General features: G+C 42.6%; 22 protein-coding genes and 1 tRNA gene. 3 read left to right on the forward strand and 20 right to left on the reverse strand.

What is annotated here, in order from left to right:
• Positions 1 to 5 precede the first annotated feature (5 nt).
• From HXT32_RS06120 to HXT32_RS06210, 19 genes are all read right to left on the reverse strand, one after another.
• On the reverse strand, positions 6 to 1,277 hold the full coding sequence (locus tag HXT32_RS06120) for a DUF2318 domain-containing protein (protein ID WP_012913769.1): 1,272 nt from the start codon (positions 1,275 to 1,277) through the stop codon (positions 6 to 8).
• 72 nt (positions 1,278 to 1,349) lie between these two features.
• The gene (locus tag HXT32_RS06125; protein ID WP_012913768.1) at positions 1,350 to 1,994 is read right to left on the reverse strand and encodes an iron transporter; all 645 of its coding nucleotides are present in this window, start codon (positions 1,992 to 1,994) and stop codon (positions 1,350 to 1,352) included.
• 95 nt (positions 1,995 to 2,089) lie between these two features.
• The gene (locus HXT32_RS06130; RefSeq protein WP_102703318.1) at positions 2,090 to 3,808 is read right to left on the reverse strand and encodes an FTR1 family iron permease; all 1,719 of its coding nucleotides are present in this window, start codon (positions 3,806 to 3,808) and stop codon (positions 2,090 to 2,092) included.
• Positions 3,809 to 4,047: 239 nt separating this feature from the next.
• A complete protein-coding gene (locus tag HXT32_RS06135) occupies positions 4,048 to 7,338 on the reverse strand; it encodes a type I restriction endonuclease subunit R (RefSeq protein ID WP_422118950.1) in 3,291 nt (1,096 codons plus the stop codon).
• 37 nt (positions 7,339 to 7,375) lie between these two features.
• On the reverse strand, positions 7,376 to 8,536 hold the full coding sequence (locus tag HXT32_RS06140; protein WP_422118951.1) for a restriction endonuclease subunit S: 1,161 nt from the start codon (positions 8,534 to 8,536) through the stop codon (positions 7,376 to 7,378).
• On the reverse strand, positions 8,533 to 10,137 hold the full coding sequence (locus HXT32_RS06145) for a type I restriction-modification system subunit M (RefSeq protein WP_422118952.1): 1,605 nt from the start codon (positions 10,135 to 10,137) through the stop codon (positions 8,533 to 8,535). Before HXT32_RS06145 ends, HXT32_RS06140 begins: the two co-directional genes overlap by 4 nt.
• A gap of 226 nt (positions 10,138 to 10,363) precedes the next feature.
• Positions 10,364 to 11,413, reverse strand: a complete 1,050-nt coding sequence (locus HXT32_RS06150) for an FAD:protein FMN transferase (protein ID WP_422118953.1) — start codon at positions 11,411 to 11,413, stop codon at positions 10,364 to 10,366.
• Positions 11,414 to 11,443: 30 nt separating this feature from the next.
• Positions 11,444 to 12,694 carry a Fic family protein gene (locus HXT32_RS06155; RefSeq protein ID WP_012913759.1) on the reverse strand — a complete coding sequence of 417 codons (1,251 nt, stop codon included), beginning with the start codon at positions 12,692 to 12,694 and terminating at the stop codon, positions 11,444 to 11,446.
• A gap of 294 nt (positions 12,695 to 12,988) precedes the next feature.
• Positions 12,989 to 13,708, reverse strand: a complete 720-nt coding sequence (locus tag HXT32_RS06160) for a Fic/DOC family protein (protein ID WP_012913758.1) — start codon at positions 13,706 to 13,708, stop codon at positions 12,989 to 12,991.
• A gap of 18 nt (positions 13,709 to 13,726) precedes the next feature.
• The gene (locus HXT32_RS06165) at positions 13,727 to 13,912 is read right to left on the reverse strand and encodes an antitoxin VbhA family protein (RefSeq protein WP_012913757.1); all 186 of its coding nucleotides are present in this window, start codon (positions 13,910 to 13,912) and stop codon (positions 13,727 to 13,729) included.
• 739 nt (positions 13,913 to 14,651) lie between these two features.
• On the reverse strand, positions 14,652 to 14,966 hold the full coding sequence (locus HXT32_RS06170) for a F0F1 ATP synthase subunit epsilon (RefSeq protein WP_033888552.1): 315 nt from the start codon (positions 14,964 to 14,966) through the stop codon (positions 14,652 to 14,654).
• A 2-nt stretch (positions 14,967 to 14,968) separates the two neighbouring features.
• Positions 14,969 to 16,456, reverse strand: coding sequence for a F0F1 ATP synthase subunit beta (gene atpD, locus HXT32_RS06175; protein WP_012913756.1), 1,488 nt, complete (start codon positions 16,454 to 16,456; stop codon positions 14,969 to 14,971).
• A 6-nt stretch (positions 16,457 to 16,462) separates the two neighbouring features.
• Positions 16,463 to 17,467, reverse strand: a complete 1,005-nt coding sequence (locus HXT32_RS06180) for a F0F1 ATP synthase subunit gamma (protein ID WP_004574170.1) — start codon at positions 17,465 to 17,467, stop codon at positions 16,463 to 16,465.
• 3 nt (positions 17,468 to 17,470) lie between these two features.
• The gene (gene atpA, locus HXT32_RS06185; protein ID WP_012913755.1) at positions 17,471 to 19,132 is read right to left on the reverse strand and encodes a F0F1 ATP synthase subunit alpha; all 1,662 of its coding nucleotides are present in this window, start codon (positions 19,130 to 19,132) and stop codon (positions 17,471 to 17,473) included.
• Positions 19,133 to 19,148: 16 nt separating this feature from the next.
• Positions 19,149 to 19,730 carry a F0F1 ATP synthase subunit delta gene (locus HXT32_RS06190; RefSeq protein ID WP_064621453.1) on the reverse strand — a complete coding sequence of 194 codons (582 nt, stop codon included), beginning with the start codon at positions 19,728 to 19,730 and terminating at the stop codon, positions 19,149 to 19,151.
• Positions 19,731 to 19,829: 99 nt separating this feature from the next.
• Positions 19,830 to 20,372, reverse strand: coding sequence for a F0F1 ATP synthase subunit B (locus tag HXT32_RS06195; RefSeq protein ID WP_004109948.1), 543 nt, complete (start codon positions 20,370 to 20,372; stop codon positions 19,830 to 19,832).
• A gap of 55 nt (positions 20,373 to 20,427) precedes the next feature.
• On the reverse strand, positions 20,428 to 20,661 hold the full coding sequence (gene atpE, locus HXT32_RS06200; protein ID WP_004109950.1) for an ATP synthase F0 subunit C: 234 nt from the start codon (positions 20,659 to 20,661) through the stop codon (positions 20,428 to 20,430).
• Positions 20,662 to 20,738: 77 nt separating this feature from the next.
• Entirely contained in the window at positions 20,739 to 21,593 is an 855-nt protein-coding gene (gene atpB, locus HXT32_RS06205; protein WP_004109952.1) for a F0F1 ATP synthase subunit A, read from the reverse strand.
• A 201-nt stretch (positions 21,594 to 21,794) separates the two neighbouring features.
• Positions 21,795 to 22,826, reverse strand: a complete 1,032-nt coding sequence (locus tag HXT32_RS06210; RefSeq protein WP_422118954.1) for a homoserine O-succinyltransferase — start codon at positions 22,824 to 22,826, stop codon at positions 21,795 to 21,797.
• A gap of 154 nt (positions 22,827 to 22,980) precedes the next feature.
• Between HXT32_RS06210 and HXT32_RS06215 the strand changes: the two genes are divergently transcribed.
• A tRNA-Met gene (locus HXT32_RS06215) sits at positions 22,981 to 23,054 on the forward strand.
• On the opposite strand, the gene HXT32_RS06220 is transcribed toward HXT32_RS06215, so the two are convergent.
• Positions 23,014 to 23,265 carry a helix-turn-helix domain-containing protein gene (locus HXT32_RS06220; RefSeq protein ID WP_116285258.1) on the reverse strand — a complete coding sequence of 84 codons (252 nt, stop codon included), beginning with the start codon at positions 23,263 to 23,265 and terminating at the stop codon, positions 23,014 to 23,016. The two genes, HXT32_RS06215 and HXT32_RS06220, sit on opposite strands and share 41 nt — an antisense overlap.
• A gap of 159 nt (positions 23,266 to 23,424) precedes the next feature.
• Here HXT32_RS06220 and HXT32_RS06225 point away from each other — a divergent pair, with 159 nt between their 5' ends.
• A complete protein-coding gene (locus HXT32_RS06225) occupies positions 23,425 to 24,258 on the forward strand; it encodes a tyrosine-type recombinase/integrase (RefSeq protein ID WP_033888551.1) in 834 nt (277 codons plus the stop codon).
• A gap of 198 nt (positions 24,259 to 24,456) precedes the next feature.
• Positions 24,457 to 25,515, forward strand: coding sequence for a hypothetical protein (locus tag HXT32_RS06230; protein WP_004109958.1), 1,059 nt, complete (start codon positions 24,457 to 24,459; stop codon positions 25,513 to 25,515).
• Positions 25,516 to 25,627 lie beyond the last annotated feature (112 nt).

Below are 25,627 nucleotides of genomic sequence, written 5' to 3' on the forward strand. Positions count from 1 at the left end.
CTCCCTTACTTAAAATGCGAACTGAGCACGTCTAAATCAGCAGTATGAATTGTGATTTTGCCATGCCCAGCCTTATACGGGAACGGAATCGGATTGCAACCACCTTTAAAACCGATAGTTGCCAAATTAATTGCTACGTCGCACTTACGGCAAATAATCTTACCGTCTTTTTCATAGTAGCCTGCATCGCCGCAGTTTTCGCAAGCATCCAATCCAACGCCATACGCTCCACCATTCTTTTTAATGATTATAAAACGCATAATAGTGCCGTCTTTTGCTTTGTATTGGAAACGATGCAAATGACCATCTGAAACTTGAACGTAATTAATAGTTGCAACACCATCGTGCAATTCATACGGTTCTGGAGGCGTAAGAGTTGGTTTAATATTCATAATAGATACGCCTACAGTAAGCGTAAGTATTACTGTGATAGCAGCCAAAAGAGCTGCGAGCGCAGACTTTCGAGATTTCCTTTTAAACGCTCGCTTCGTGCGAATTTCTGCTGCATTTTCACCAACTACAGCCGTTTTAAAGCCGATTATTACAGACGCAGCAGCAGGAATCATGAACACGCTAATTTGCGCCATAATCATTAATGGAGCGTTATTAATTAGCCAAACAAGCACGCTGAAAGAAAAGTCATCCATATAAAGCAGAATGCTTCCTTGCATAATCTGCAAAAGTGAAGTTATGTGCTGCACTAGCAAAATAATCATGCTTAAAACTACAGCAATTTTGAAGCAAATAGCGTTAGACGTAGTGCGCAAAGAACGCACCATAAGACTTAAGCAGATAGCAGCAATAACGCCAAGCACAAAACCAAGCGCGCGAAGTAACATGTCTGATGTAAAAGGCGGAGTGCTTGAATCTACGAAAATAGTAAGTTGCAAAATAACATCTGGTAAAGCATAAAACACAGTAAACGCTAAGCAACATGCACCAATCGCGTTACTTATGTGCATTAAAAGCGGGCAATTACGCCAATTTTTTATTATTTTGTGTGAAAAAATAACCACAATAATTGCAGCAATATCAAGCGGAACCGCAATACACAACGCCGGCATATTAATAAAGTTTCGCTGATTAATTACCACAGATGCGCGGAGTATAGCAAAAATAAGAGCTGCGACTGTGCCTGCAGACAGCCCATACAATCTCCAACGTGCACTCAGAGGCTTATCTCGCCCCTCGCCAACAGTAAGCGATGTGCTTAATCCCATTGTGAGTAGCGCAAGAGGGAGCAGCCCAGGCATAACTGCCACAAACAGTCTGAGCATAACTCCCTCCTTTGCTATTACTTATTATTTACTAAAATTATTAATTAATCGCTAATTATTAACTAGCTACCACTACCACTGACGAGGAGTGTACTTCCAATCGTCGAAGGTTGCCTTAATTGGCTCAGTCCAGAAGCGACCGGTTACGCCGGTAGCAGGATCGACGTGAAGCATCCAACCCTTCTTTTCTGGGGATTCAATAGAAAGCACGAGCTTATAATTTCCAGCCTTGTCAAGCTTAACGTTTGCACCGTAGTGAGGACCATCGGAAGCGTTCATCTGCATAAAAGTACCCTTGCCAACGGATTCGCCGCTTGCCTTATCGACAATCTCATAGTTCACAGTCAAATCTGGAATGAACTCGCCCTTACCGTAGCCAAGCTTTGTACCTTTTTGGTTAGCGTGGATATCGGCTTCAAGGTGGAAGCTTGCTTCGCTTGCCTTCAAGCCCATACCAGCTGGAACCATGTCCACTGGCTGGAAGTACACAGCGCCAATAGTAAGAGGTCCAATGTTCTGATCTTGGTGAGGACCAACTGGAACCTCCTCAAAGCCCTTATCACCGCCCTTGTCGTCAGCCTTGTCGTCAGCCTTCTGCTCGGTTGCTTGTGACTTAGCATCAGTTTTAGCTGAATTGCCATTAGAACCGCATCCAGCGAGCGCAAGCAGTCCAGCAAGAGCCAAAGCTGCAATTGCCATCATTTTATTATTCTTCATATCTAACCTTCTGTGTTTGTTGTTAGTTATTTTTATTTAATTGTTGTTATTGGTTGTTTATTAATTATTTATTAGTTGGTTATTTGTTGTTTTGCTTATTTATTTTCTATCGCGCGTTTCCCACGACTTCGCGCAATAGATACGCAAAGCAGTGAAATCACAACAATTGCTGCCACAATTTGAGCAACAATCGTCTCAACATACGGATAGAACCCAAGCCAATCGTTAGTTGGCAAGCCTTGAATATACATTCCTTCGAGAGCATCACCCTCGATTAACGCGTGCACACCACCGCCTGCAAAAATCACTACGAGAACAGACATAAGAGCACTTGTTCCAGTAAAGAATGGGCGAATTGGTATGTGCACAGATGCGAAACGAATCAGCAAGAAGATTACAACCAGCACGGCGGCTGCGGCCACGAATCCGCCCCAAATCATGGAGTCAGCTCCGCTTGATACAGCAAAAATCGCCTGGTAGAAGATTACTGTTTCTGCGCCTTCGCGGAACACCGCTAGGAAGCTTAGCAACGCTAGAGAAATCAAACTGCCTTTAGAAACTGCTGCCGTTGTTTGCTCACTAATATACTTATTCCATGCTTGCACTGAAGATCTTGAAATCATCCAATTACTCGTGTAAAGCAGCATAAGCATTGCGAACAATGCAACAACGCCTTCTGTAATCTCCTGCTGCGGACCAGAGCCATTAAATAGCAAGCCGAATAGTGCAGCTACAGCAAGAGATGCCACAATTCCAGCCGCAATACCTAGGTAAATATACTTCACCATATTCTTGTGACCGGATTTAACAAGGTATGCAATAATTGCTGCAACAACTAGCAGCGCTTCCAAACCTTCACGAAGCAAAATCACGAAAGCTTGACCAAATGAGCTAGTTATGAATTGCATAAATGGATTTGCGCTTGAAGATGCACCTTTGTCTAATTTTGCTGCGTCTTCAATAAGCATCGCTTTAAGATCCGTTACGAACTTTTTAGCTTGCTCAACCGTTTTGCCGTTGTTCATTGCTTGACGGCACTCTTTGAACTGATATTCGACTGTTGAAACGCGACTACCACTTATTGCGTTCATTACGTTCTTTTCAAAACCGAGCTTTTCGTAATACTGGTAATAGGCTTCGTTAATTAAATCAACTGCAGATGCTACTTGAGTTTTATTACCTTTTGCAAACTTGTAGGTTGCAACCGATTTGTCGAGAATAACGTTCATTTCTCGAGCAACTTGACCCCACGTACGACCATTACGTCCAAGGTTTTTCTTTTTTGCAGCATCTAGCTTTTTGCGCTCTGCTTTAATTTGCGCACGCAACTTTTGTGCATAAACATTTGGCTTATCCACTTTTAAGTTGGCATCGAGACTAGATGCAGTTTGTGCAACATCCACTGAAAGAGCCGTTGAAACAGCACTTATTTGTGAACCTTGATTTTGCTGGTATACAAGCGTTTGTAGCTGCTGGAATTGATCAGTTTGTGCCTGAACTTTATTCTGCCCAATTGCATCTCGCACAACCGTAATCATGTTAGAAGCAACGTAAACTGAATTGTATGCTGCTTCAAATCGAGTTGCAGCTCCAGAATTATTGCCACTATTGTATTCTGATTGACCTTGTAGCAATTCATTGTCGATTGCTTTAGAAACTTCTGTCCAGCTAGTATACGAACGATCTGCATCTGTTGCAAAAGCTGGAATAGTTGTAGCAAACGAGCTCACTATGCAACCCACCAACATGCACACAGCCAGAATCAGTGCAGCCGAGTCACGAATAATTCGGCGCACTTTTACATACGCGCGCATAACATCTCCTCGCGTTCTTCCGCGTCTTCTTGCGATTCCGCACTTCTCACGCGTTTTACGCCTTTTGCGTTAACGCATTTCCTGCATATCTACGCGCTCTACCCCAAATTGAGCGCACCCAACTAAAACTTGCCATTACAAAGGCCCCACAGGTACATAATATCGACATATCATGTAGATTGATATAGTTCGGCGCAAAAAACTCGCAAATATTACAAAAATGATATTGATAACGATAATTATCTTTCGTTTTTACTAAAGCCAATAAGCCCAACAAACTCATTAAACATGTTTCTCATACTTTCTACAATGCGACTTTTCTTCTCAGCGCGCGCAATAGCCGCAGCGCCAAATCTGCTCATTCTAGGCATTAAATCATTAATATCTGTGCCAAGCTCACTCACTTCGCCAGCGCTAAAAGATTTCTCCATAAACTTGCGAGTCAAAGCATCGTTTAATCCTTCGCTTTGCACAAGTTGCGCCAAATCATGATTATACTTTTGCTCAACATACTCGCTCCAGCAATCAACAATACTCAACTTGTTGCCGTTAGAATCGTAAATAGTAATGTCACCTTCAGAATCTACAAGCTTCCCAAGCTCCTTCTCGTTAAGCTGCGCAATAAACCCTTCAATAAGCTTCTTTTTACTACGCAACTGCGGGCTAGAGTCAACTGCCACCTTAATAGAAGCAAGAACATTTTTATCCTTACAATGCTTGCTATGGTAATGTTCTACTAACATCAAAATGTAGTCAATATTTACTTCTACTTGGCGCACAAGCTCCATCTCAAACACAACATCGTCCGTAATGTTTGCAATATCGCCTTTTTGCTCTTTGCGCTTCCATTCTTCATGCAAATCCTGGTAATACCCCAAGTAATCTTGCATATCGCGCTCTTTGATTATCTCGTTGCCTTCAAATTGATCGAAAGCTTTCAGCATGTTACGCAATCGCAGAATATTACCAAAAAGCGATATAAACTTTTTCTGATTCTCTTCTCCAACAATGTTGAAGCCTTGCAGTGGATACTTTTCCATAAGCTCATTTACTAAATCACTGTATCCACAACGCTCAATTCCTTTAGCGTCAACGTAACCGTTGTAAATCTGCTCAAACGTAGGGCAAAGCACAATACCTTGCGCATCTTTATCTCCAAAAAGAGCTACCGCTTCGTCAACTTGATAGCTCAAATCCCTAAAGCACACAATGTTTCCAAATGTTTTAACGGAATTTAAGATTCGATTTGTGCGCGAAAACGCTTGAATAAGCCCATGCATGCGAAGATTTTTATCTACCCAAAGCGTGTTCAAAGTTGTTGCATCAAAACCAGTTAGAAACATGTTGACTACAATCAAAATGTCAATTTCCTTATTTTTCATGCGAATTGAAACGTCTTTGTAATAGTTTTGGAATTTGTTATTTGACGCATCATACGCAGTATTAAACATTTCGTTATAGTCTTTTATTGCGCTTTCCAAAAATTCTTGCGAATTTGCGTCTAGCTTTGCCGTGCTTTCTGAATTTTCTTCTCCAAGAGAACCCATGCCGTTGGCGTACGCCGAAGAATCTGACTCACCCTCGTTTACTGCATAGCTGAAAATAGTTGCTACTTTTAAGCGTTCGCTTGGAGGCAGATTTTGCTGCTGCTTTTTGAACTCGTTGTAATACGCTTTTGCAAGAGGAATGTCTGCAACAGCAAAGATTGAATTAAAGCCGTTTATGTCAACTTCTTCAGAAGATTTTTTAGTCTCTAAAGTATTATGCTTATCTGCAGCAAGTTCTTTAACGTTAATAATGCGCTTGTATTTGTAAGTCTTCTCGTTGCGATACGTTTTTTGAGTAAAATGCTCAATAATGTATTGAACAACATTATGCACGCGATCTTTATGCCTAATTACATCTGGTCGATTAATATCTTTAACCAATTCGTCGGTTGCTTTTTCCAGCTCGCTCGACGTTTTTACAGTAGCAACGTATTCCACGCGGAATGGCAACACGTTTTTATCGTTAATCGCGTTAATGATTGTGTACGTATGCAAGCACGGTCCAAAGGTTTGCTCGGTTGTGGAAAGATGCGCAGCGTCGGAGCCAGCAGCGTTCGCTTCAAAAATTGGCGTGCCAGTAAACCCAAAAAGCAGAGCATTTTTAAAGTGTTTTACAATATCTGCATGCATGCCTCCAAACTGGCTTCTGTGGCATTCGTCAAAAATAAACACTATGCGCTTTTTGTAAATTTCATGACTTGGGTTGTTGCTTATAAATTTACTAAGCTTTTGAATAGTGGTTATAATAAGCCTGCATTCTTCCGTATTGTCTTCTAGCTGTTTTGTAAGCACAGATGTTGAAGTGTTACTATTTGCGGCTCCTTTTTCAAACCTGTCGTATTCTCTCATTGTTTGATAGTCAAGATCTTTACGATCTACAACAAACAAAACTTTGTCAACAAGATTATTGCCTTCTGCGTCTTTCAAAGCTTTTACTAGCTGCGATGTTTTGAAGCTAGTTAGCGTTTTACCAGATCCAGTAGTATGCCAAATATATCCGCCCTTTTGACGCTCTGCTGCCGGCATTTTGCTCGCATTAGCAAACATGTATTTTACGCGATTCACTATGTTTTCTGCTGCAGTAATCTGGTATGGTCGCATTACCATCAAGCATTTGTCTGCATTAAAAACGCAATATTTTGTAAGAATATTAAGAATCACGTGCTTTGCAAAGAAGGTTCTAGCAAAATCGCATAAGTCGTAGATTATAGTGTTTTGAGCATCGGACCAATAGTTTGTAAATTCAAAACTGTTACTTGTTGTGCTTTTGCTAGATCCTTTACTTTTCTGCTCGTTGTACGCATTATTGCGAGTTGAGTTAGAGTAATACTTTGTTTCAGTGCCGTTTGAGATTACGAAAATTTGCACATATCCAAATAGTCCACTTCCAGCCCAAAATGAGTCGCGAGCATAACGGTTAATTTGATTGAACGCTTCTCTAATAGGCACACCTCTGCGCTTTAACTCAATGTGGACCATTGGCAAGCCGTTTACTAGAACAGTCACATCGTAACGATTGCTACGCGCAGGGCCATTTGCATCATTATTGTTTGCATTATCGTTTGCGTTAACAGCATATTGGTTGATTACTTGCACAATATTCTTGTGAATATTTTCTTTGTCAATAATAGTAATGTTCTTATCTACGCCGTCATCTTTTTTGAGTATTTTAACGTTATCTCGCTGAATAGTATCTGTTTTATTGGCTATATCGTCAGTGCTGTTTGCAATATTTTCTTTGAAAAATCTTTCCCACTCGTCATTTGAAAAATGGTAGTCGTTGAGCTTTTCGATTTGCACTCGAAGATTTGCTATAAGATCTTTCTCGTTGTGAATATGAGCATACTCGTAGCCTTGGGATTGCAAAATGTTAATAAACTCTTCTTCGAGTTGTGCTTCGCTTTGATAGCTGCCGTCGTTTCGCGCACTCGGCGTAAATGTAGACATTACAGTGCTATCTTGATTCTCTAACACAATTTTCATTTTGCTTCCTTCTTTCTTACTTACTCACATTTTTCGATTACGCACGCTTGAAGGCTAGGAGTTGATCGCGATAGTACTCGTATTGTTTGCGTCTAGCTTCGATTTCTGCAGGCAAACCTTGAGTTAAATCATTGCACAATGCGTCAAAGCGATCCAGAATTTGTACGATTTGACGCTGTACTTCTAGAGGCGGAACGGGGATTGTTACTTTACTCATAACATTACTCATGAGTTTTGCATTACCCATGCCCGAACTTACATAGTTCTTCGCATGAATTGTCAACGCATAATACACATACTTAGTGTCAACTTGACAATCTGATATATCAATAACGCCACAAACATTTGTCACACTGAATTTACCGTCACGATAGAACACTGTTCCTGCATTAGCACCATCAGTTGTCCATGTCACATACTTACCGTCAAACATGTAAGTAGAAATCGCACCAAATTGACCATTATTTTCTGTTTGAGACGAGTAAACAGGATACTCACCTGGATTATCATTTATAAAACTTTTCGACATTACTTTACCACGAGAAAGCGTAGCAATATCACCGAGTTTTTTATACTCCACACCATTAGGGCAGTAGCGTTGGATAAGCGAGTGTAGAGGATTATTATCGTTGAAGGTGAGCAAGGTATCTCGATAGTATTCGTATTGCTTTTTACGAGCTGTAAGCTCTGCTGTAAGCTCTGCTGTAAGCTCTGCTGTAAGCTCTGTGAATGTGTCTAAAATCTGCACAATCTCCGCTTGCACATCAAGCGGCGGCACGGGGATTTCAAAATCTTTTATGCTTGAAATATGCACATGTGGTACGCCGCCGCCTTTTTTCGTAGCATAAATAGCTTCCTGCTTACTAAGCAAAACATAATACAAAAACTTAGTTAATGTTAAATCATCTACACCCTTAACAGAAAAAGCATCGCAAACAAAAATAGGCTTATCCCAATATTGCACAAATCCCGCGCCAGCACCGCTTCCAGCAACAGTGATAGTTTCGCCATTCCTATTAGAAATATCGCAATAATAGGCAGGTTCGCGACCGCCAGAAATCACAGGAATATCACCAGGATTAACACTCTTTTTTGTAACAGTCGTGCCGCGCTTCATATCAGACACATCACTTAGTGCTTTATACTCCACACCATTAGGGCACAATTCAGCGATTAACTCATCAAGTTTGCTGGTCATTGAGCCACCTCGCAATTATTAGAGTTAACATCGCCAGCCTCAATCTCGCTTACAATCTTCTCAATTTGCTCGCGCAACTCTTGCTCGCGAGCGCAAATCGTTTTTAATTGCGCGTTAAGCTCTGTAATATCAATCTTTTCGCGAGTATCTTCTGCTTCAACGTACGTGGAAACGGAAAGATTGTATTTATTGGATTCCACTTCTTCCAAAGATGCCACGTGCGCAATGTGCTCTACATCTTGCCTAGAATTGTACCACTGAACAATTTGCTCAATGTTCTCGTCCGAAAGCTTGTTACTATTCGTTGATTTTACAAACTCTTGGCTAGCATCAACAAACAGTATAGAAGTATCGTTTTGCTTGTTTTTGCGCAAAACCATAATGCACGTAGCAATCGAAGTGCCAAAGAACAAGTTGCTCGGAAGTTGAATCACGCAATCAACAGCATTATGCTCAATTAAATATTGGCGAATCTTTTGCTCAGCTCCGCCGCGGTACATAATTCCTGGGAAGCAAACAATTGCAGCAGCGCCGTTTTCTGCTAGATGCGCTAAACAGTGCAACACAAATGCCATATCCGCCTTGCTTTTTGGAGCAAGAACTCCAGCCGGAGCAAAACGAGGATCGTTAATCATCAACGGATTAGAATCCCCCTCCCAACTCGTGGAATAAGGCGGATTAGAAACAACTAGCTCAAACTTTTTATTAGCATCGATTTGCGGATTTATAAGAGTATCGCCGCACGTAATCTCAAACTTGTTAAAATTCACATCGTGCAAAAACATATTCATGCGGCACAAGTTGTAGCTAGTAACGTTCTTTTCTTGACCGTAAAAACCGCCATTAATGTTTTCAATGCCTAGCACTTTTTTGGCTTTTAGCAGAAGCGACCCGGATCCGCATGCTGGGTCGTATACGTCTGAAATGCTTGATTTTCCAGTGGTCCCAAGGCGCGTGAGCAGCATTGAGACTTCTGCAGGCGTAAAGTATTCGCCGCCAGATTTTCCAGCATTAGAAGCGTACAAGCCCATCAAATACTCGTAAGCATCGCCAAAAGCCTCAATAACATTGTTGTTTACACTGCCAAGCCTCATCTCACTAATCACTTGTAATAACTTAACAAAACGCTTATTTCTGCCTTCAACAGTATCTGCAAGCTTAATATTATTCACATCGTAATCGGAGAATAATCCCTTAAAATCGCCAGACGAATCAGTTCCTTGAGAAGAAGCTTCAATATTGCGGAACACGCGGCTCAATGTTTCGTTTAGATTGCTATCTTGAGGAGCGTTCTTAAGCACATTGCAAAACAGTTCGCTAGGAAGTATAAAGAAGCCTTTAGCAGAAATCATCTCACTGCGAATAGGCTCTGCATCTTCATCGCTTATTGTTGCATAATCAAAGTTTGGATCGCCGTCTATAGATTCGTGCTCGTTCTTATTAATAAAATCGCATAAATTCTCGGAAATATAGCGATAAAACATTGTGCACAATACGTATGCTTTAAAGTCCCAACCATCAACGGAACCTCGCAAATCGTCGGCAATCTTCCAAATCGTGCGATGCAATTCCGCGCGTTCTTCTTCTTTGCGAGTGTCCATTCTGCTGCTCCCTATTTGTGCAATTTGTGCAAGCGCATGCGCCATAATTAAATAAACGCAATAATTGAATAAGCGTTCTTTAATATTCTACTGTAAGCGCACACAATCAGCAGCGATGTTATTTGCATAATGTTATTTTCATTGCTTGCGTCTAGCTTCGATTTTGTGCGCGCAAGCCTTGAGTTACAAAAGACACAACGCAACAACGCATTAGGCAATAAGGCGATTATTCAGCAAAAAAGCGCGCTGGGAAAGCACACGTTTTGCGAAGCGCATGATTTGGCTGCATTACAGCAAACTCAGCGCCGGTAGTTTGCGCGATTTTTTGCAAATCGCTTTCTTGCGAAATAAAAAGCGCAGTTGCGAGCGCATCGGCGTAAGCAGTCGGAAAAGCACATGTTTTAGCAGGAACGTAAGTCCAGCTTGCAGAAAGTTTTTGCGAAGGTACGCCATCTAAAGCGTTGATAAGGTGAGTTGCAACTACATTAGATTCAAAAGCATCAGCTGCAAGGCAATTTGTGTCTTTTACTTTCCAGCGCCTTCTTGCAGCAGACGAAGCACACAACGCTCCGCTTGCGATTGATGCCACACCTACCGCTTGCGTTGTGTCAAAAGGATTTTCTAGCGCAACTTTTATTTGACTATTCTTTTTGCTAAAGCAAGCGCGCATATCTCCGCCTGCGTTTACCAAAAAATCAAAATCCGAAGGAAAATAATTATTCGCAGTCGAATCGTCACTAAACTCCTCTTTAATAATCTGCATTACAAGATCTACAAAATAGCCCTTACCGGCTGCACCAAAATCAAGCTGCACTGGCTTATTTGTGTGAAGCGTTGCGCCGCCGTCATCTCGCGAAATATCTGCCCACTTAACTGGCAGAGCGCGGCGATAGTTAGAGCAACTGTAGCTGCTGCTATTATCGTTCTTGCCTGCGCTAGCTGCCGACTCCGGAACGAATTGCACAGAATTGTTGTAGCCAAGCGCAAGCAGATCCGCACCAATACAAGCGTCAAAAGCACCGTGCGTGGCATCGTAAAACTCGCTATAGATCGCAAAAAGCGGCTGAGCCCACGTTGGAAACTCAAACTCGCCGCCATGCTCCGCACGAGCCATGCGCGAAACAAGCGAATCCGCACGAAAGCGCGAAAGCACCGATTCATACTCTTCAATAAAAGCGCGAATCCGCTTCTGCACGCGCTGCGGAATCGTCACGCTGCTAGAGATAATAATCCCCGTGCCAAGCGCGCGCTCAATCGCCATTACATTCCCAAACATCACTTTCCTCACACAAAAACATCGCTTGCCTCACGCAAACATTTCATTCGCTTTTTTAGAAAGCTCATACCGAATAGGGCGTTCGCCAATAGAATCAACCATTCCAAGCTCAATCAAACCGTTAAGCGCACTCACAATCTTTCTCTCACCAACCTGCTCAGCAATTGCATTGCCAACATATTCGCTTAATTGCTTGCGAGTCATCGGAGTTGGATTATACGAAAAAAGCTTATTTTGCAACAAAATAGACAGAACTTCACGCTGCACTTTAGAAATTTCTTCCTCTGAGAAAAGCTCACGCAGCTTACCCATACAGTAAATAATGTGCTTTAATTGCACACTAATATTCTCAAACACTTCGCCCTGTGCTTTTACAATATATTCCAACATTGTGCAACAAAACATAGTTAAATCATTGCAATTAAACAGCTCCTGAGCTTTAGAAAAAGCAGCATAGTATCCAGATTTTTCTGCATAAATTATAGAGCTTAAGCTCAAAATTGTTGGCATCGAAAGATGCTCATGCAATTGCAAAGCAAGCAAAAACCGCCCAGTTCTACCGTTTCCATCGTAAAACGGGTGCACGCTCTCAAAAGCATAGTGGCACATGCACGCCTTAATAAGCGTTGGAACTTCGCTGCTATTCATCAAACTCAACATCTGTGTTAAATGATCTTGAATTTCTGCTTCCGTTGCATCGCCATCGTGCACTACATTATTTGCACCATCACGAATACTTACTTTTCCACTCCTAAAAATCTCGCCATCTGGAATATTATTTGCTTCTAATTCGCCCTGCATAATACTGTCGTAGATTTTTCGTATATCTTGCAAGGTTTGTGGAATCGAAGTGTCACATTCATTTGAATCCGCAAGCTCGAGAAAAAGCTTAGTAAATTCACTAAAACGCGTATGATTATTCTGCTCGTTTGCAGCATCAAGTGCTTTGGAAAGCTCTTTTCTAGTGCTGTGAACACCTTCAATAATGTTGGTATTTTGCACTTCTTTTGCAATAAGTTGCATTAAATACTCGCGCTGAGCAAACCGCGGCAACTCGTTCCACGCTTTTTCAACCGCTTTTTCAGTATTCGCAATATAATTCATATACGTCACAAGATCCGTTACGCACATTGCAAAAATCTCATGCGCATCAAATACGATTCCAGAACGATACGTCACTGGATTATCAATGCGCAAGCAATACTCTTCTTCCGCAATATCACAAGGTTTTGCATTACTTTTAGACATTGCAACTATTTTGCGTATTGTTTTGTAATCCATAATGCGACTCCGTTTACATTATTGCGTTTACATTATTGAGGATTTTGTAGTGATGTCTTGCAATATTTTGCTTGCGATATTTTGCTTATACGCAAATAACGCATTTATCACAAAATGATTGCATAACTAATATAAAAGTCTATTCTATACCTACATTTTGGCAAAATGAAGGCATAGCACACAAAAAACATTCGTCTATACCGACATTTTGGCAAAAACGCGCTATAGAAACATCGGAAGCATTGGCAACATCACACCACTCGTTTCGGCGTTCGCAATACTCAAACGCTAAATTCAATCTATGCCGTAACGCGTTTTATACGCAGCGTAATCCTTATCTTGCAAAATACTAGCCACATTCGGAGCGTATTCGTATTCTTCTTCAACAAGATGCGCAAACTGCTGCTGAGCTAAAAGCTCAACATTCAAAGGCTTTGTAATAATGTGGAACATATCCTCAAGAAGCTTCGTATCGTTAGCATCTTTAGCCTGGATTGAAGCTTCGTCGTTAACACGCTGCGTTATTAATCCCCAATCGAAATGGTATCCAGCATCTCGCGCAACTATATCCCAAAAAACGCGTTGCGTTCTACCATTGCCCTCACGAAATGGGTGTAAAACATTAAAATTATTGTAATTTACACTTAGCTTACTAATAAACTCGTCAATAGATAAACCTTGCAATAAATTATCATTTTTAAGCGTTTGCTCACAGTAACGAATCCCAACGCCCATGTATTCAAGCGGATGAAACGGTTCGCCGCCGCCTTTAGTCATATCTATAGTGCGAATCTGGCCAGCCCAATCGTAAACATCTTGAAAAAGATAATGATGAATCCACTGCAATTGCTTAACAGTTCCTTCAGCATGTGGCAAGTTTTCGTACAAAATAGAACATCTTGTGAGAACAGCATCGTTCTCATATTTATCTAATTCAATCTGATTATTTATATTAGATTTGTTCTTCAATACCCTTGTGTGAGGAATAAGATAAGGGTCAAAAACTGTTTCCACGACACACAACCCAATAACTTAATCCATCACGCCATATCTAGAACGCATTCTAGCAACAAATTCATTGCTACTTATAAGACCATTAGCATATTGATTTGCGTCATAAAGAAACTCTTTTGAAGGCGAATTGCCTTCAAGTTTGCCTGAAGCTATTGCAAGACCCAAATTTTCTTGACGCCTACGTTGCGTTTCTTTATCAATCATTTCTTCTCCCTGCCAACACACGCACCCAAATCAAAAACAACTATTAACTATTTTACTATGCACGATACATTTTGATTACAACATATTCAATTACAACACATTTTACTTACAGCACATTCTGCGATTTGACGAATCTAGCATCGGCAACATAACGCCGCTCGTTTCGGCGTAGATTATTCCAAAGATAAGCGCCATGTTATAGCTAAATCTTTACTTATTTGCACATAACAACAATAAAAAGTAAAGATAATTGCAATCTTGCATATTGAAAAGTAAAGATTCGCAAAACTTAAGCAAAAAGAAAGAGCCTTCGCACACGAACGCAAATAGGCACTCACTTTCAAAAGTGAAAAAATTTTACAGTTTTGAAAGTGAAAGTGCGAATCTGCTTGCAAACACTCGCCACGATTCTTACGACATTGAAGGAATCCGCGTAATAGACATAGCGCAATGGCTGCTCGAAACAAACACGTCGTTTCGTTTGTGAGCGTTACTTTCTCAGTCGGCTAACTGAGTTTTTAACAGTGTTTTGCCAATCACCGTTACTTTCTCAGTTCGTTAGCTGAGTTAGTAACAGTGCTTCGCCTCTGAGATCTATTTTCTTTACAAACGCGCTATAAAAACAAAAAGGCAGGAGCTTGAGAATATCCCAAACTCCTGCCTTAGAAGAGATTACCTTGCTTACACAAGTTCATAAACTTACAAAAGCAACAAACTTACATAAGCAACAAAAGCAACCTTAAATCACCTTAGCGTTAGGCAGCACGTTGCCGTCTTTATCAACGTTACAACTATGCTCAACAGCAATCGTAATATTGTCAGAGTCAACCGAGTAGAAGCCATCCGTCACCTTAAAAACGTGACGCACGCCTTTCAAATCGTCAACCTTCACAAAACCGTGATCAATCAACGCAAGCACAGCCTCATGTCCAGGAAGCACGCCCATTGCGCCATTCACAGAAGGAATAACCACAAACTTGGCGTCACCTTCCCAAACAGGATGCCTGGCTGCCACCACACTAACGTGCAGCGATTTTACTTGCTTCTCCGACATAATCACGCACCAAACTCTTGCTGCATATCGTGCCAACGACGCTCAAGATCATCAATGCCACCGATACCAGAGAATGCCTGCTCAGGAATCTCATCGTAAACACCATCGCAAATGCGAGTGAATGCCTCAATGGTTTCGTCTGCTGGCACATAAGAACCTGGACGACCAGTGAACTTTTCAGCCACATAGAAGTTCTGACCAAGGAACTGCTCAATCTTACGAGCGCGGCTGACAGTAGTCTTATCTTCCTCACCAAGCTCATCGATACCAATCAAAGCGATGATGTCCTGAAGCTCCTTGTTACGCTGCAAAATAGCCTTAACGCGGTTCGCGCAATCATAATGAGCCTGACCAACGTAACGCGGATCCAAAATTCTAGAAGTAGAAGTCAAAGGATCCACAGCTGGGTAAATACCCTTAGCTGCAATATCACGCGAAAGCTCAGTAGTTGCATCCAAGTGCGTAAAGGTTGTTGCAGGTGCAGGATCAGTGTAATCATCTGCAGGAACGTAAATAGCCTGAAGTGACGTAATGGAATGGCCGCGCGTAGAAGTAATACGCTCCTGTAATGCACCCATTTCATCTGCCAAGTTTGGCTGGTAACCAACTGCGGAAGGCATACGACCAAGCAGCGTGGAAACCTCAGAACCAGCCTGAGTAAAGCGGAATATGTTATCGATGAACAGCAACACATCCTGATTCTGCACATCGCGGAAGTACTCAGCCATAGTCAAAGCGGTAAGAGGCACGCGAAGACGAGTCCCAGGAGGCTCATCCATCTGACCAAAGACAAGCGCTGTTTTCTCCAAAACGCCAGCATCAGCCATTTCGCCAATCAAATCGTTACCTTCACGGGTACGTTCGCCAACGCCAGCAAACACAGACACACCACCGTGATTCTGTGCAACGCGCTGAATCATTTCCTGAATCAACACAGTTTTACCAACGCCTGCACCACCGAACAGACCAATTTTACCGCCCTGAACGTAAGGGGTAAGCAAATCGATAACCTTAATACCAGTTTCGAACATCTGAGTCTTAGACTCAAGCTGATCAAAAGCAGGTGGGTTACGGTGAATTGGCCAACGCTCAGTTATTTCAATGTGCTCGCCAGGCTTAGCATTCAAAATGTTGCCTGTAACATCGAACACGTGACCCTTAGTAACATCACCAACAGGTACAGAGATTGGGCCGCCAGTATCTCGCACTAAAGCACCACGAACCAAACCGTCAGTAGGCTTTAAAGCAACTGCACGCACAGTCGAATCACCAAGGTGCTGCTCAACTTCCAGCGTAATCTCGTGGACGGTATCTCCCTCGGTGTTTCCAACGGTGTTGATATCGACTTTGAGAGCATTGTAAATATCCGGCAGATAGCCGACCGGGAATTCAACGTCAATCACGGAACCCTGAACGCGGGTTACGCGACCAGCTGTTGGATCGACCTCCTGCTCAGCTTCTGGAGGCGCTGTGGTCTGATTTTCAGCCATATGCTCCTAATCCTCCTCATTATTCAGCGCATCAGCGCTGCCGATAATTTCGGTAAGTTCTTGAGTAATGGATGCCTGACGAGAAGCATTAAGCTTTCTTGTCAAATCATCCACCAAATTGCGGGCGTTATCTGTAGCCGTATGCATAGCGTTCTGTCTGCTTGCCGTTTCGGAAGCAGCAGAAGTAAGTAAGCACTCGTGAATACGAGACTGAATATACTTCGGCAAAACAGCATCCAATACTTCATCCGGGCTTGGTTCGAAGCAATACTCCACAGCTTCTGGATTGCTGCGGCTCACTGCTTCTTCACGAGCCGAAACTGCGCTCGTAGACGACAATGCTGCTGAAGGACCAGAAGCTGCTTCATAGTCAGGACGATGCATAGAAAACTCTTCACCGTCCTTCAAAGGAACCAACTCAACTGGCAGCATGCGTAACGTACGAACTTTTTGCCTCACCATATTTATAAATTCAGTGAACACAATATACAGTTCCGAAACTCCGCCTTCTGCTTCCGGCGTCATATAAGCGTCCATTAAAGTATCGGAAATCTTTTCAGCAATAGTAACGTCTGGGTGGTCAGTAGAACCTTCCCAAGTACCTGCCACATCGCGATTGCGATACTTGTAGTAAGTTGCACCGCGTCGACCGTACACGTACAGTTCTGCATGCTTACCTTCTGCATCGAGTTTTGCAAGAAGTGCTTCAGTCTCACGAATAATCGAAGACGTAAACGCACCTGCCATACCACGATCAGAAGTAAGAGCTAAAACTGCTACACGATTGCCAGCATGCTCTTTACCAAAAATAGGATGCTTAATATTTGCTTCGTGATGAGCTACCAACGCCTGCACGGCATCGAAAATTGCGTCACTATAAGGCTTAGCATTAAGCGCAATATCTCGCGCTTTAGCGATATGAGAAGACGCAATCATTTCCTGAGCCTTAAAGATTTTACCCAAAGACTGTGTGGAAATAATTCTCGATTTCAATGCAAGTTGGGAGGACATACGCTACTTCCCCTCAGGCTCGCGACTGTCTGCTTTCGGCTTAGCTACGAGCTGTTCCTTCTCAACAGGAGCAGGGTTTTCAGCCGGCGGCAAAGAATCCTTTACAATCAAAGGCTTGCCAGCAGATGTCTTAAACGTCCTACGGAAATCATCAATGGCTGCATCAAGCTTAGCTTCAGTTTCCTTAGTGAAGTCTTCAGTATCGCGAATTACTTGCAAAATGTCGGTTCCCTTATCCAAGTAATCCAACAATTCGCTTTCGAAACGCAACACATCCTTCACAGGAATATCGTCAAGCTTGCCATGAGTACCAGCCCACACAGAAACAACTTCTTGCTCCATTGCTCGAGGAGAGAACTGCTTCTGCTTAAGTAGCTCAGTCAAACGAGCACCGCGAGTAAGCTGCGCCTTTGAGGCTGCATCCAAATCAGAAGCGAACATTGCGAAGGATTCCAAAGACTTGTAACGAGCCAAGGAAATCTTCAACATGCCGGAGACTTTCTTCAAAGCCTTAGCCTGAGCTGCACCACCAACACGAGACACGGAAATACCAACGTCTACTGCTGGACGCTGACCGGCGTTGAACAAATCAGACTGCAAGAAGATCTGACCATCGGTGATAGAAATCACGTTGGTTGGAATGTATGCAGAAACATCGTTTGCCTTGGTTTCGATAATTGGAAGACCGGTCATAGAACCGCCACCCAAATCGTCAGAAAGCTTAGCACAACGTTCAAGCAGACGAGAGTGCAAGTAGAACACGTCGCCTGGGTAAGCTTCACGCCCAGGTGGACGACGCAAAAGCAAGGAAATTGAACGGTATGCTTCTGCTTGTTTCGACAGATCATCGAAAACAATCAAAACGTGCTTGCCGTTATACATCCAGTGCTGACCGATTGCAGAACCAGTGTAAGGTGCAATGTATTTAAAACCTGCAGAATCAGAAGCTGGACTTGCCACGATTGTGGTGTACTTCATAGCTCCTGCTTCTTCAAGGCTTTGGCGCACTGAAGCAATAGTAGAACCCTTTTGACCGATTGCTACATAAATGCAGCGAACCTGTTTCTTTGGATCTCCAGTTTCCCAGTTAGCACGCTGGTTAATAATCGTATCTATTGCGATTGCAGTCTTACCTGTTTGACGGTCACCAATAATCAACTGGCGCTGACCACGACCTATTGGCGTCATTGCGTCAATAGCCTTCAAACCAGTAGACAATGGTTCATCGACTGGATGACGGTGAATAACGTCTGGAGCCTGGGCTTCAAGAATACGACGCTCACTGCACTCAATCGCACCCAAACCATCGATTGGATTACCCAACGGATCCACAGTACGACCAAGATAAGCGTCACCAACCGGCACAGACAACACCTCGCCTGTGCGGTATACTTCCTGCCCTTCCTCAATGCCTGTAAAATCGCCGAGAATAACGACGCCGATTTCGTGTGCATCAAGGTTGAACGCAAGACCCAAGGTATCGTTCTCGAATGTGAGCAGCTCGTTTGCCATGCAGCCGGACAATCCAGCTACGTGCGCAATGCCGTCACCAGCCGTAACAACATAGCCAACTTCTTGCGTTGGCATGTCGGTAGGCTTATACGAGTCAACAAACCCGTCGAGCGCCTTGCGTATCAGGGCGGGATCAATAGATAGTTCCGCCATAATTCTCCTTAATTTACTACTTCACTGCCTGTGTCCAAGCACCATTTCGCGCAGAACGCTGCAACTGCTTAAGCTGCATCAACATGGTGCGATCGGTTATTTGATCACCGATTTGTATACGCATACCACCAAGTACGTTTGGATCCACAATTGGGTTAATGTATGCACGATGACCCAACTTATTGCTGTAGATTTCAATCAAACGCTTAATTTGCTTATCTGTAAGCGGCTGAGCAGTAGTGACTGTAACCAATGTTTCGCCAGCTTCACGCTCAAATCCTGACCAAGCACCACCGAAGCTACCGGTTTTACCGCTTTCGGCACCTCCGTGCCAAGTTCCTACTAGATAATGCATAATGCGCAATACAACAGGGTGCGCCTTACCTCCAATAAGCTCGTCAATAAGGCGAGACTTATCTTCCGAAGACCTATTCGGATCAGTAATCGCATCAGAAAGCTCAGGATACTTATCAATCATGTCCATCATTGACGAAAGCTCGTCTGAAATGCGCTGCGCTTCATCGTGCGCATCTGAGATGGCCTGAGCAAGCGAAGAACGCGACAAACTATCGTTTACTCGCGATGCCTTTTCTGGCATTCTTACCTCCTCGTTTCTGTAAAAAACGAAGTAATGCAAATAATACAAAATGAAATAACCGTAATTTTATTTTGCGATTATTCAGTTTTGTACATTACTTTACTTGCTTTGATCCGAATTTTTAGTGTCTCCAACTTCATCGATCACATGATCAATAATCTTGGAGCTGACGGTATCGTCATCCAATTTGGATGCAAGAATCTTGCCAGCTAAAGCTGCTGCAAGAACCGACACCTCTCCTTGGAGGCTGGACATGGCATGCTTATGCTGAGCCTCAATGGAATGCTGCGCTTCACTGATAATCTTCGCAGCATCCTTTTCAGCGCGTTGTCTAGCTTCGCCAATAATTTTTGAAGCTTCCGATCGAGCCTCTTCACGAGTCTTTGCAGCATCAGTTTGAGCTTGAGAAAGTTCGTTTTCAATCTGGCTCTTCAACTCGTCTGCTTCACGCTGCACATTAGCAGCCTTAGCCATTCCGCCTTCAATTTTTTCTGCACGCTCGTCGAGAATTGCCTGGAATTTAGGCATAACAAACTTGTAGAAAAACGCTGCAAGAACTACCAAAACTACTAATGACCACAGTACGTCATAAGGCTCAGGCAAGAACAACGCCAACTTATTACTTCCGGCTGCATATGCCATGGCTTGTCCTTTCTATTCTTTCAACACTATTCGTGTTGTGCATTGTAAGTTTTGTTCAGGCTCCCATAATGTAGGAAACGAAGCCAAGCAAGCCCAAAACCTCAATAAATGCCAAGCCGACGAACATAAACAGCTGAATGCGGTTGCCAACCTCTGGTTGACGTGCAGTAGATTCCATAGCCTTAGACACTACTATTGCCATGCCGAGTGCAGGGGAAATAGTTGCTACAGCAAAGCCAAGAATGCTCAGGTTGCCGGTCAAACCTGCAAGAGCGATGATACTATTCATTGGTTTCCTTTCTGTTGAAACAGTAACCAGTATAAACCCGTAAGATATGTAAAATCTGAAAATCTAAACTACTTTTATTAAGCAGCTACAACAGCAGACTTTTCTTCCTCTTCCGGATAACTTTCCGAAATGTAGACTGAAGCAAGCACTGTAAAAATAAATGCCTGCAAGCCAGCTACCATAATTTCGAATAGGGTAAACAGAATGCCACCAAGCAGCCACAAAGCACCGCCTAAGGCAAGGAGTTTATTGCTGGAATCCACCACGAAGAAATTGGTGAATACTAAACAAGTGGCCACCAGCAAATGGCCAGCAATCATATTCGCAAACAAACGAATTGTAAGCGAAAGTGGTCGCACAATTATTAATTCTATGAGCTGCAATGGCGAAAGAATAAAGTAAATCGGCCATGGCACACCCGCTGGGAACAATGCTTCGCGGAAGAATCGCAAAAAACCTTTTTCGCGAATGCCAGCAATAAGATATTGGCAAACAACCCACAAAGCAAATACCAACGGACAAGCAATGGTTGCGGTTGCAGCCATATTTAATCCTGGAATCACAGAACAAAGATTAAAGAAGAAAATAGTGAGGAATAATGTGGACATCATTGGCACATAGCGCTTGCCGCGTTCCTCGCCAATCATTTCGTAAACAATGTTGTAGCGCACAAAATCCATCAAAATTTCAAGCACGCTTTGGAATCTGCCAGGAACAACCTTTGCTCGCATAGCACCAATTCCAAAAATAATCATTACTACTACTGCCATAAGTAAGCGCACTAAAATAATGCGATTCATGGCAAATGGAGTGCCTTGGAACAAAATTTCTGGAGGCAAAAACTCACTAATATTAGGTAGCTCTGGTTTATTCGAAGCTACAGTAGAAGCTACAGTTGTGGTCTTCTGTAAAACATCAACCATTACATCCATAAGTGCCTCCTTATAGCAATTCGTTCACACGCCTCAATTCAGTGCCGCTCACTCACATACTCAATTCATTCATTCTTGCGGCATATATATCAACTAGATCATATGTTTCATATTTCGTAAGGCGCGGGGCACGAAACGAAAAATATATCTAATTGCTGATTGTACTCTTTGCTTGTACATAAAATTACGCAACGTCAAAATTTATTTATTCATACCGTACTTAACTCCGTCAAATGGATAAAAATTATCGGAGCGCGGAGAAGCTGGCTCATGTCTTATAGAACGTTCAGTTCCAAGCCTTCCAGCAGTTCTTAAATGAGGAATATCAGAAAGATTGTAAGGCGTAGTTTCGTACACCCAATTAAGCCAGTTGCGCCAAAGCAAATTCGCGTGCGCGCGCCAAGAAAATAATGGCTCTAATTTTGGATCGTCATGAGGGAAATAGTTGTAAGGAAATGGAACGTTGCTCAAACCTTTTAACATGTCACGCTCATATTCCTGCGCAAGAGTCATTTTGCCATATTCCCAGTGTCCTAGCGCAAAAACTTCAGAAAAATCACGCGTAGCAACTAAGCCCGGACCAGATTCGGGACCATACGTAAGAATTTGTAAACGCTGATCTGCAGAAATGCTGTCAACATCAACACTCGCTATTCTAGAATGCGGTTGTAAAGCGATTTCATCAAAACCATTTGTAAGAAAACAGTACTCATCCTGCAAATATTGTGGGAATACGCCAAAAATTTTCTCGCTGAGAACATGCTTTTTTATGCCATATCGATAGTAAAGCGCACCCATTGCACCCCAGCACAAATACATTGTTGAGAAAACGTGTGTTGCTGCCCAGTCAAGAATTTGCGTAAATTCGTGCCAGTAGTCGACATCCTCAAATTCCATGTGCTCAACAGGAGCTCCCGTTACAACAAATCCGTCGTAATAGTTGTTACGAAGTGCGTCAAGATTTTCGTAGAATTTTACTAAATGATCAGCGTTAACGTGTGTGGATATATGCGTGGAAGTTTTCATAAAATCGACATCGACTTGCAAAGGAGATTTAGAGATGAGTCTCAAAAGCTGAGTTTCTGTCTCGATTTTTTTGGGCATAAGATTCAAAATCAACAAACGAAGTGGTCGAACATCCTGCTGTTCTGCTTCTGGGCGTTCCAATGCAAAAATTCGCTCAGCATCTAATATGCTTCGCGCTGGCAATCCTTCAGGAATCTTAATAGGCATGTGTTTATTATACCCCGCACTTGTTTATGTTTATTGTGTCTATGTCACTAATGTGCACAAATCGTAAAATTTTAACCAACTACAGAGAGACACGCCCGAATTTGACAAATTCAAATTTGCACCTATTGTAGATAGAGCTGCTAAAAGTAGCCGACGCGGGGTGGAGCAGCTCGGTAGCTCGCTGGGCTCATAACCCAGAGGTCCATGGTTCAAATCCATGCCCCGCTACGAATAAGGTCGTAGGTTCTACTTTTAAGAATTCTGCGGCCTTTTCTATTTCCGGAACACGCCATGGAGTGGCTTCATTTAATCTCATATTGACCGACGGTCGTGTCATATCTAATACTTCCGCCAATTCATTTTGCGTACGTCTTTGACCCGCCAAAAGCATACGAATATTCATTGTCACAATCTGATTCAATGTCAAATCCATTATCATTCATCTTTCTTTCCTAAAACCAACTAGCCTTTTCATCCTATCGGTTAGTTACATATATAGTATATCACATATTATGTATTTGTAAAAAAAACGGACTTGAAACCGTGTAACGAAACAATACGTAAAATCTTTTCTCTACGTATTCTAGTCTATGTTTTTATGTTAAAAATCAAAAGAAAACTACTCCCTAATAGTTGGGAAACATATGTTACACATTGGCTGGAATATCTTGAAGCAAGTGGATATACAGAAGATACGATTAGATGCCGCTACTACAAAATCAGTCGGCTTGCACGCCTACTTAATCAGCCACCAGAAGATATTACAGGACAACAACTTGTTGAGCTTTTTGCACACCAAGACTGGAAACGAGAAACGCGCAAAGGTTATTCTTCAACAATACGCTCGTTTTACTCATACATGATTGAAGAAGAAATTATTGATGTCAATCCAACAGTAAAGTTACCTAAAATTCGTAAAGAATACGCAATACCTCATCCATGTCCTGATTACATCATTCGTGGTGCTTTAGCCCGAGTTAGAGGTAACAAGGAGTATGAAGCCATGCTCAGGCTCGGGGCAGAATGTGGATTACGACGTAGTGAGATAGCACAAGTATCTTCATCCGATATTATGATGCTTAATACTCATCCCCAGCTTCTTGTACACGGTAAAGGACGCAAAGAACGCACTGTCCCCATCGCGCCAGATCTCGCACAAATCATCGCCAACAAGCATGGATACATGTTTCCTGGCAGATGGACCGGTCACGTCGAAGCATCCTATATTGCGCATCACATCTCTCAGCTTCTTGGTAACGGATACTCCACACATAGTCTCAGACATCGATATGACACTAAGGCATATGAAAGTACACACGACCTTCTCTTAGTATCTAAACTCCTTGGCCACGCTAGTGTAGAAACCACTCAAATATATATCAGTCTCACATTCCCTGATAGCAGTGCCATTACAGAAGCTGTTCGCCTCTAAAACAAGACAATATGAGGGGAGCACACGAGCATATTGACTTTATATCAAAAAGTTGCCAATCGTATTCTCACTACTATGTATAAAGCAAAAGTTATCGAGATTAGGAAAGAAAAATTAGAACGACACTAAGTATGTATATATCTTTCACCTGAATATTTACGTATAGTAAAAACATAGATAGAAAGACGAAGGATAATTATGGCTAATATGGATAAAAATCAGATTATTAAACAAGAAACCGAGATTACGAGACTAGATGCTATTTCTGGTCGCGGTGACCAGAAGCCAGGGAGCAAGAAGAAGCGTAAGCTTATCATCATTGCTACTGCGGTTGTTGTAGTTATAGCTTTGCTGGTTGCGAGTATGCTGGGTGTGAAGTCTTTAAGAGATTCCAAGACTCAAGCGTGCATCCAGGCAAACAGTGCGTACGCCAAAGCGTGGGCACAGTACGAGAAGACACGCCAGGATGCTGATGAAACTGCTAAGACTGTGACTAGTGTGGAGCAGGTTGCAAACGCTAAAACCTACACCACATTCACAGCCCAGCATGCTAAGAGTAAAAAGGTAAGTAAGGCGCAGTCTTTGAATTGTGCTATCTCCTACACTCAGGCTTTCAACGCGACCATGTCTAGTCTTGATAAGACTACAGCACAGCTTAATAAGACCACTAAGGCTCTGAAAAACTCAGTCGTTCAGGTCACAAAGTCGAAGAATGTGAAGGATCTTGAAAATGCTAAGAATATGGTGAAGGCGAAGCTTGATGAGATGAATAATCTGCTCTCCTCATCAGACGGTCAAGTGGCTGATAATGCTACTCGTGATAACCTGCAAAACCAGATAAACACGCTTACCGCAGCGTTGAATGATAAGAAAGCAACCGTCGAGTCTTTGACTAAGGCTCTTGAGCCAGTCCAAGGCGCAATCGACAGTGTAAACGCAAGTATACAAGCGAAGCAGCAGGCAGACGCTGCCGCAGCGGCTGCGGCGCAAGCAGCTCCGCAGGCTCGTTCCCAGTCTGCGGCTCGTACTAGCTCGGGAGCTCCTCGTTCAAGTACTCGTGGTGGGTCTTCTTATAGTGCGCCAGCACAGAATAAGAATTCGGGTGCGGTCGACTGGGATAAATACCTTGCTGACGGGAAAGCATATAATGAATTACATAGAACACCTAATCAATGTCGATATATCTATCGCTGTGGCACTGGATGGAATACCGATGGAACACCAGATGGTGACGGTGATGTAACTAATAGCAAATAGTTTCCATCTTTACTCATTTTCCCTTTACATAGTGGTTGGTTTTAGACGACTTCTAAAACCAACCATTTTTATCAATACCAAATTTTTATTGATATAAAATAAAATTTTTTCA

The organism is Gardnerella sp. DNF00747 (genome assembly GCF_049262675.1).
GTDB lineage: Bacteria > Actinomycetota > Actinomycetes > Actinomycetales > Bifidobacteriaceae > Bifidobacterium > Bifidobacterium swidsinskii.

Coding starts and splice junctions, on each gene's coding strand:
- HXT32_RS06120 (WP_012913769.1), bottom strand. CDS start 1,277: ATGCTCAGACTGTTTGTGGCAGTTATGCCTGGGCTGCTCCCTCTTGCG.
- HXT32_RS06125 (WP_012913768.1), bottom strand. CDS start 1,994: ATGAAGAATAATAAAATGATGGCAATTGCAGCTTTGGCTCTTGCTGGA.
- HXT32_RS06130 (WP_102703318.1), bottom strand. CDS start 3,808: ATGCGCGCGTATGTAAAAGTGCGCCGAATTATTCGTGACTCGGCTGCA.
- HXT32_RS06135 (WP_422118950.1), bottom strand. CDS start 7,338: ATGAAAATTGTGTTAGAGAATCAAGATAGCACTGTAATGTCTACATTT.
- HXT32_RS06140 (WP_422118951.1), bottom strand. CDS start 8,536: ATGACCAGCAAACTTGATGAGTTAATCGCTGAATTGTGCCCTAATGGT.
- HXT32_RS06145 (WP_422118952.1), bottom strand. CDS start 10,137: ATGGACACTCGCAAAGAAGAAGAACGCGCGGAATTGCATCGCACGATT.
- HXT32_RS06150 (WP_422118953.1), bottom strand. CDS start 11,413: ATGTTTGGGAATGTAATGGCGATTGAGCGCGCGCTTGGCACGGGGATT.
- HXT32_RS06155 (WP_012913759.1), bottom strand. CDS start 12,694: ATGGATTACAAAACAATACGCAAAATAGTTGCAATGTCTAAAAGTAAT.
- HXT32_RS06165 (WP_012913757.1), bottom strand. CDS start 13,912: ATGATTGATAAAGAAACGCAACGTAGGCGTCAAGAAAATTTGGGTCTT.
- HXT32_RS06170 (WP_033888552.1), bottom strand. CDS start 14,966: ATGTCGGAGAAGCAAGTAAAATCGCTGCACGTTAGTGTGGTGGCAGCC.
- atpD (WP_012913756.1), bottom strand. CDS start 16,456: ATGGCTGAAAATCAGACCACAGCGCCTCCAGAAGCTGAGCAGGAGGTC.
- HXT32_RS06180 (WP_004574170.1), bottom strand. CDS start 17,467: ATGTCCTCCCAACTTGCATTGAAATCGAGAATTATTTCCACACAGTCT.
- atpA (WP_012913755.1), bottom strand. CDS start 19,132: ATGGCGGAACTATCTATTGATCCCGCCCTGATACGCAAGGCGCTCGAC.
- HXT32_RS06190 (WP_064621453.1), bottom strand. CDS start 19,730: ATGCCAGAAAAGGCATCGCGAGTAAACGATAGTTTGTCGCGTTCTTCG.
- HXT32_RS06195 (WP_004109948.1), bottom strand. CDS start 20,372: ATGGCATATGCAGCCGGAAGTAATAAGTTGGCGTTGTTCTTGCCTGAG.
- atpE (WP_004109950.1), bottom strand. CDS start 20,661: ATGAATAGTATCATCGCTCTTGCAGGTTTGACCGGCAACCTGAGCATT.
- atpB (WP_004109952.1), bottom strand. CDS start 21,593: ATGGATGTAATGGTTGATGTTTTACAGAAGACCACAACTGTAGCTTCT.
- HXT32_RS06210 (WP_422118954.1), bottom strand. CDS start 22,826: ATGCCTATTAAGATTCCTGAAGGATTGCCAGCGCGAAGCATATTAGAT.
- HXT32_RS06220 (WP_116285258.1), bottom strand. CDS start 23,265: ATGATAATGGATTTGACATTGAATCAGATTGTGACAATGAATATTCGT.
- HXT32_RS06225 (WP_033888551.1), top strand. CDS start 23,425: ATGTTAAAAATCAAAAGAAAACTACTCCCTAATAGTTGGGAAACATAT.
- HXT32_RS06230 (WP_004109958.1), top strand. CDS start 24,457: ATGGCTAATATGGATAAAAATCAGATTATTAAACAAGAAACCGAGATT.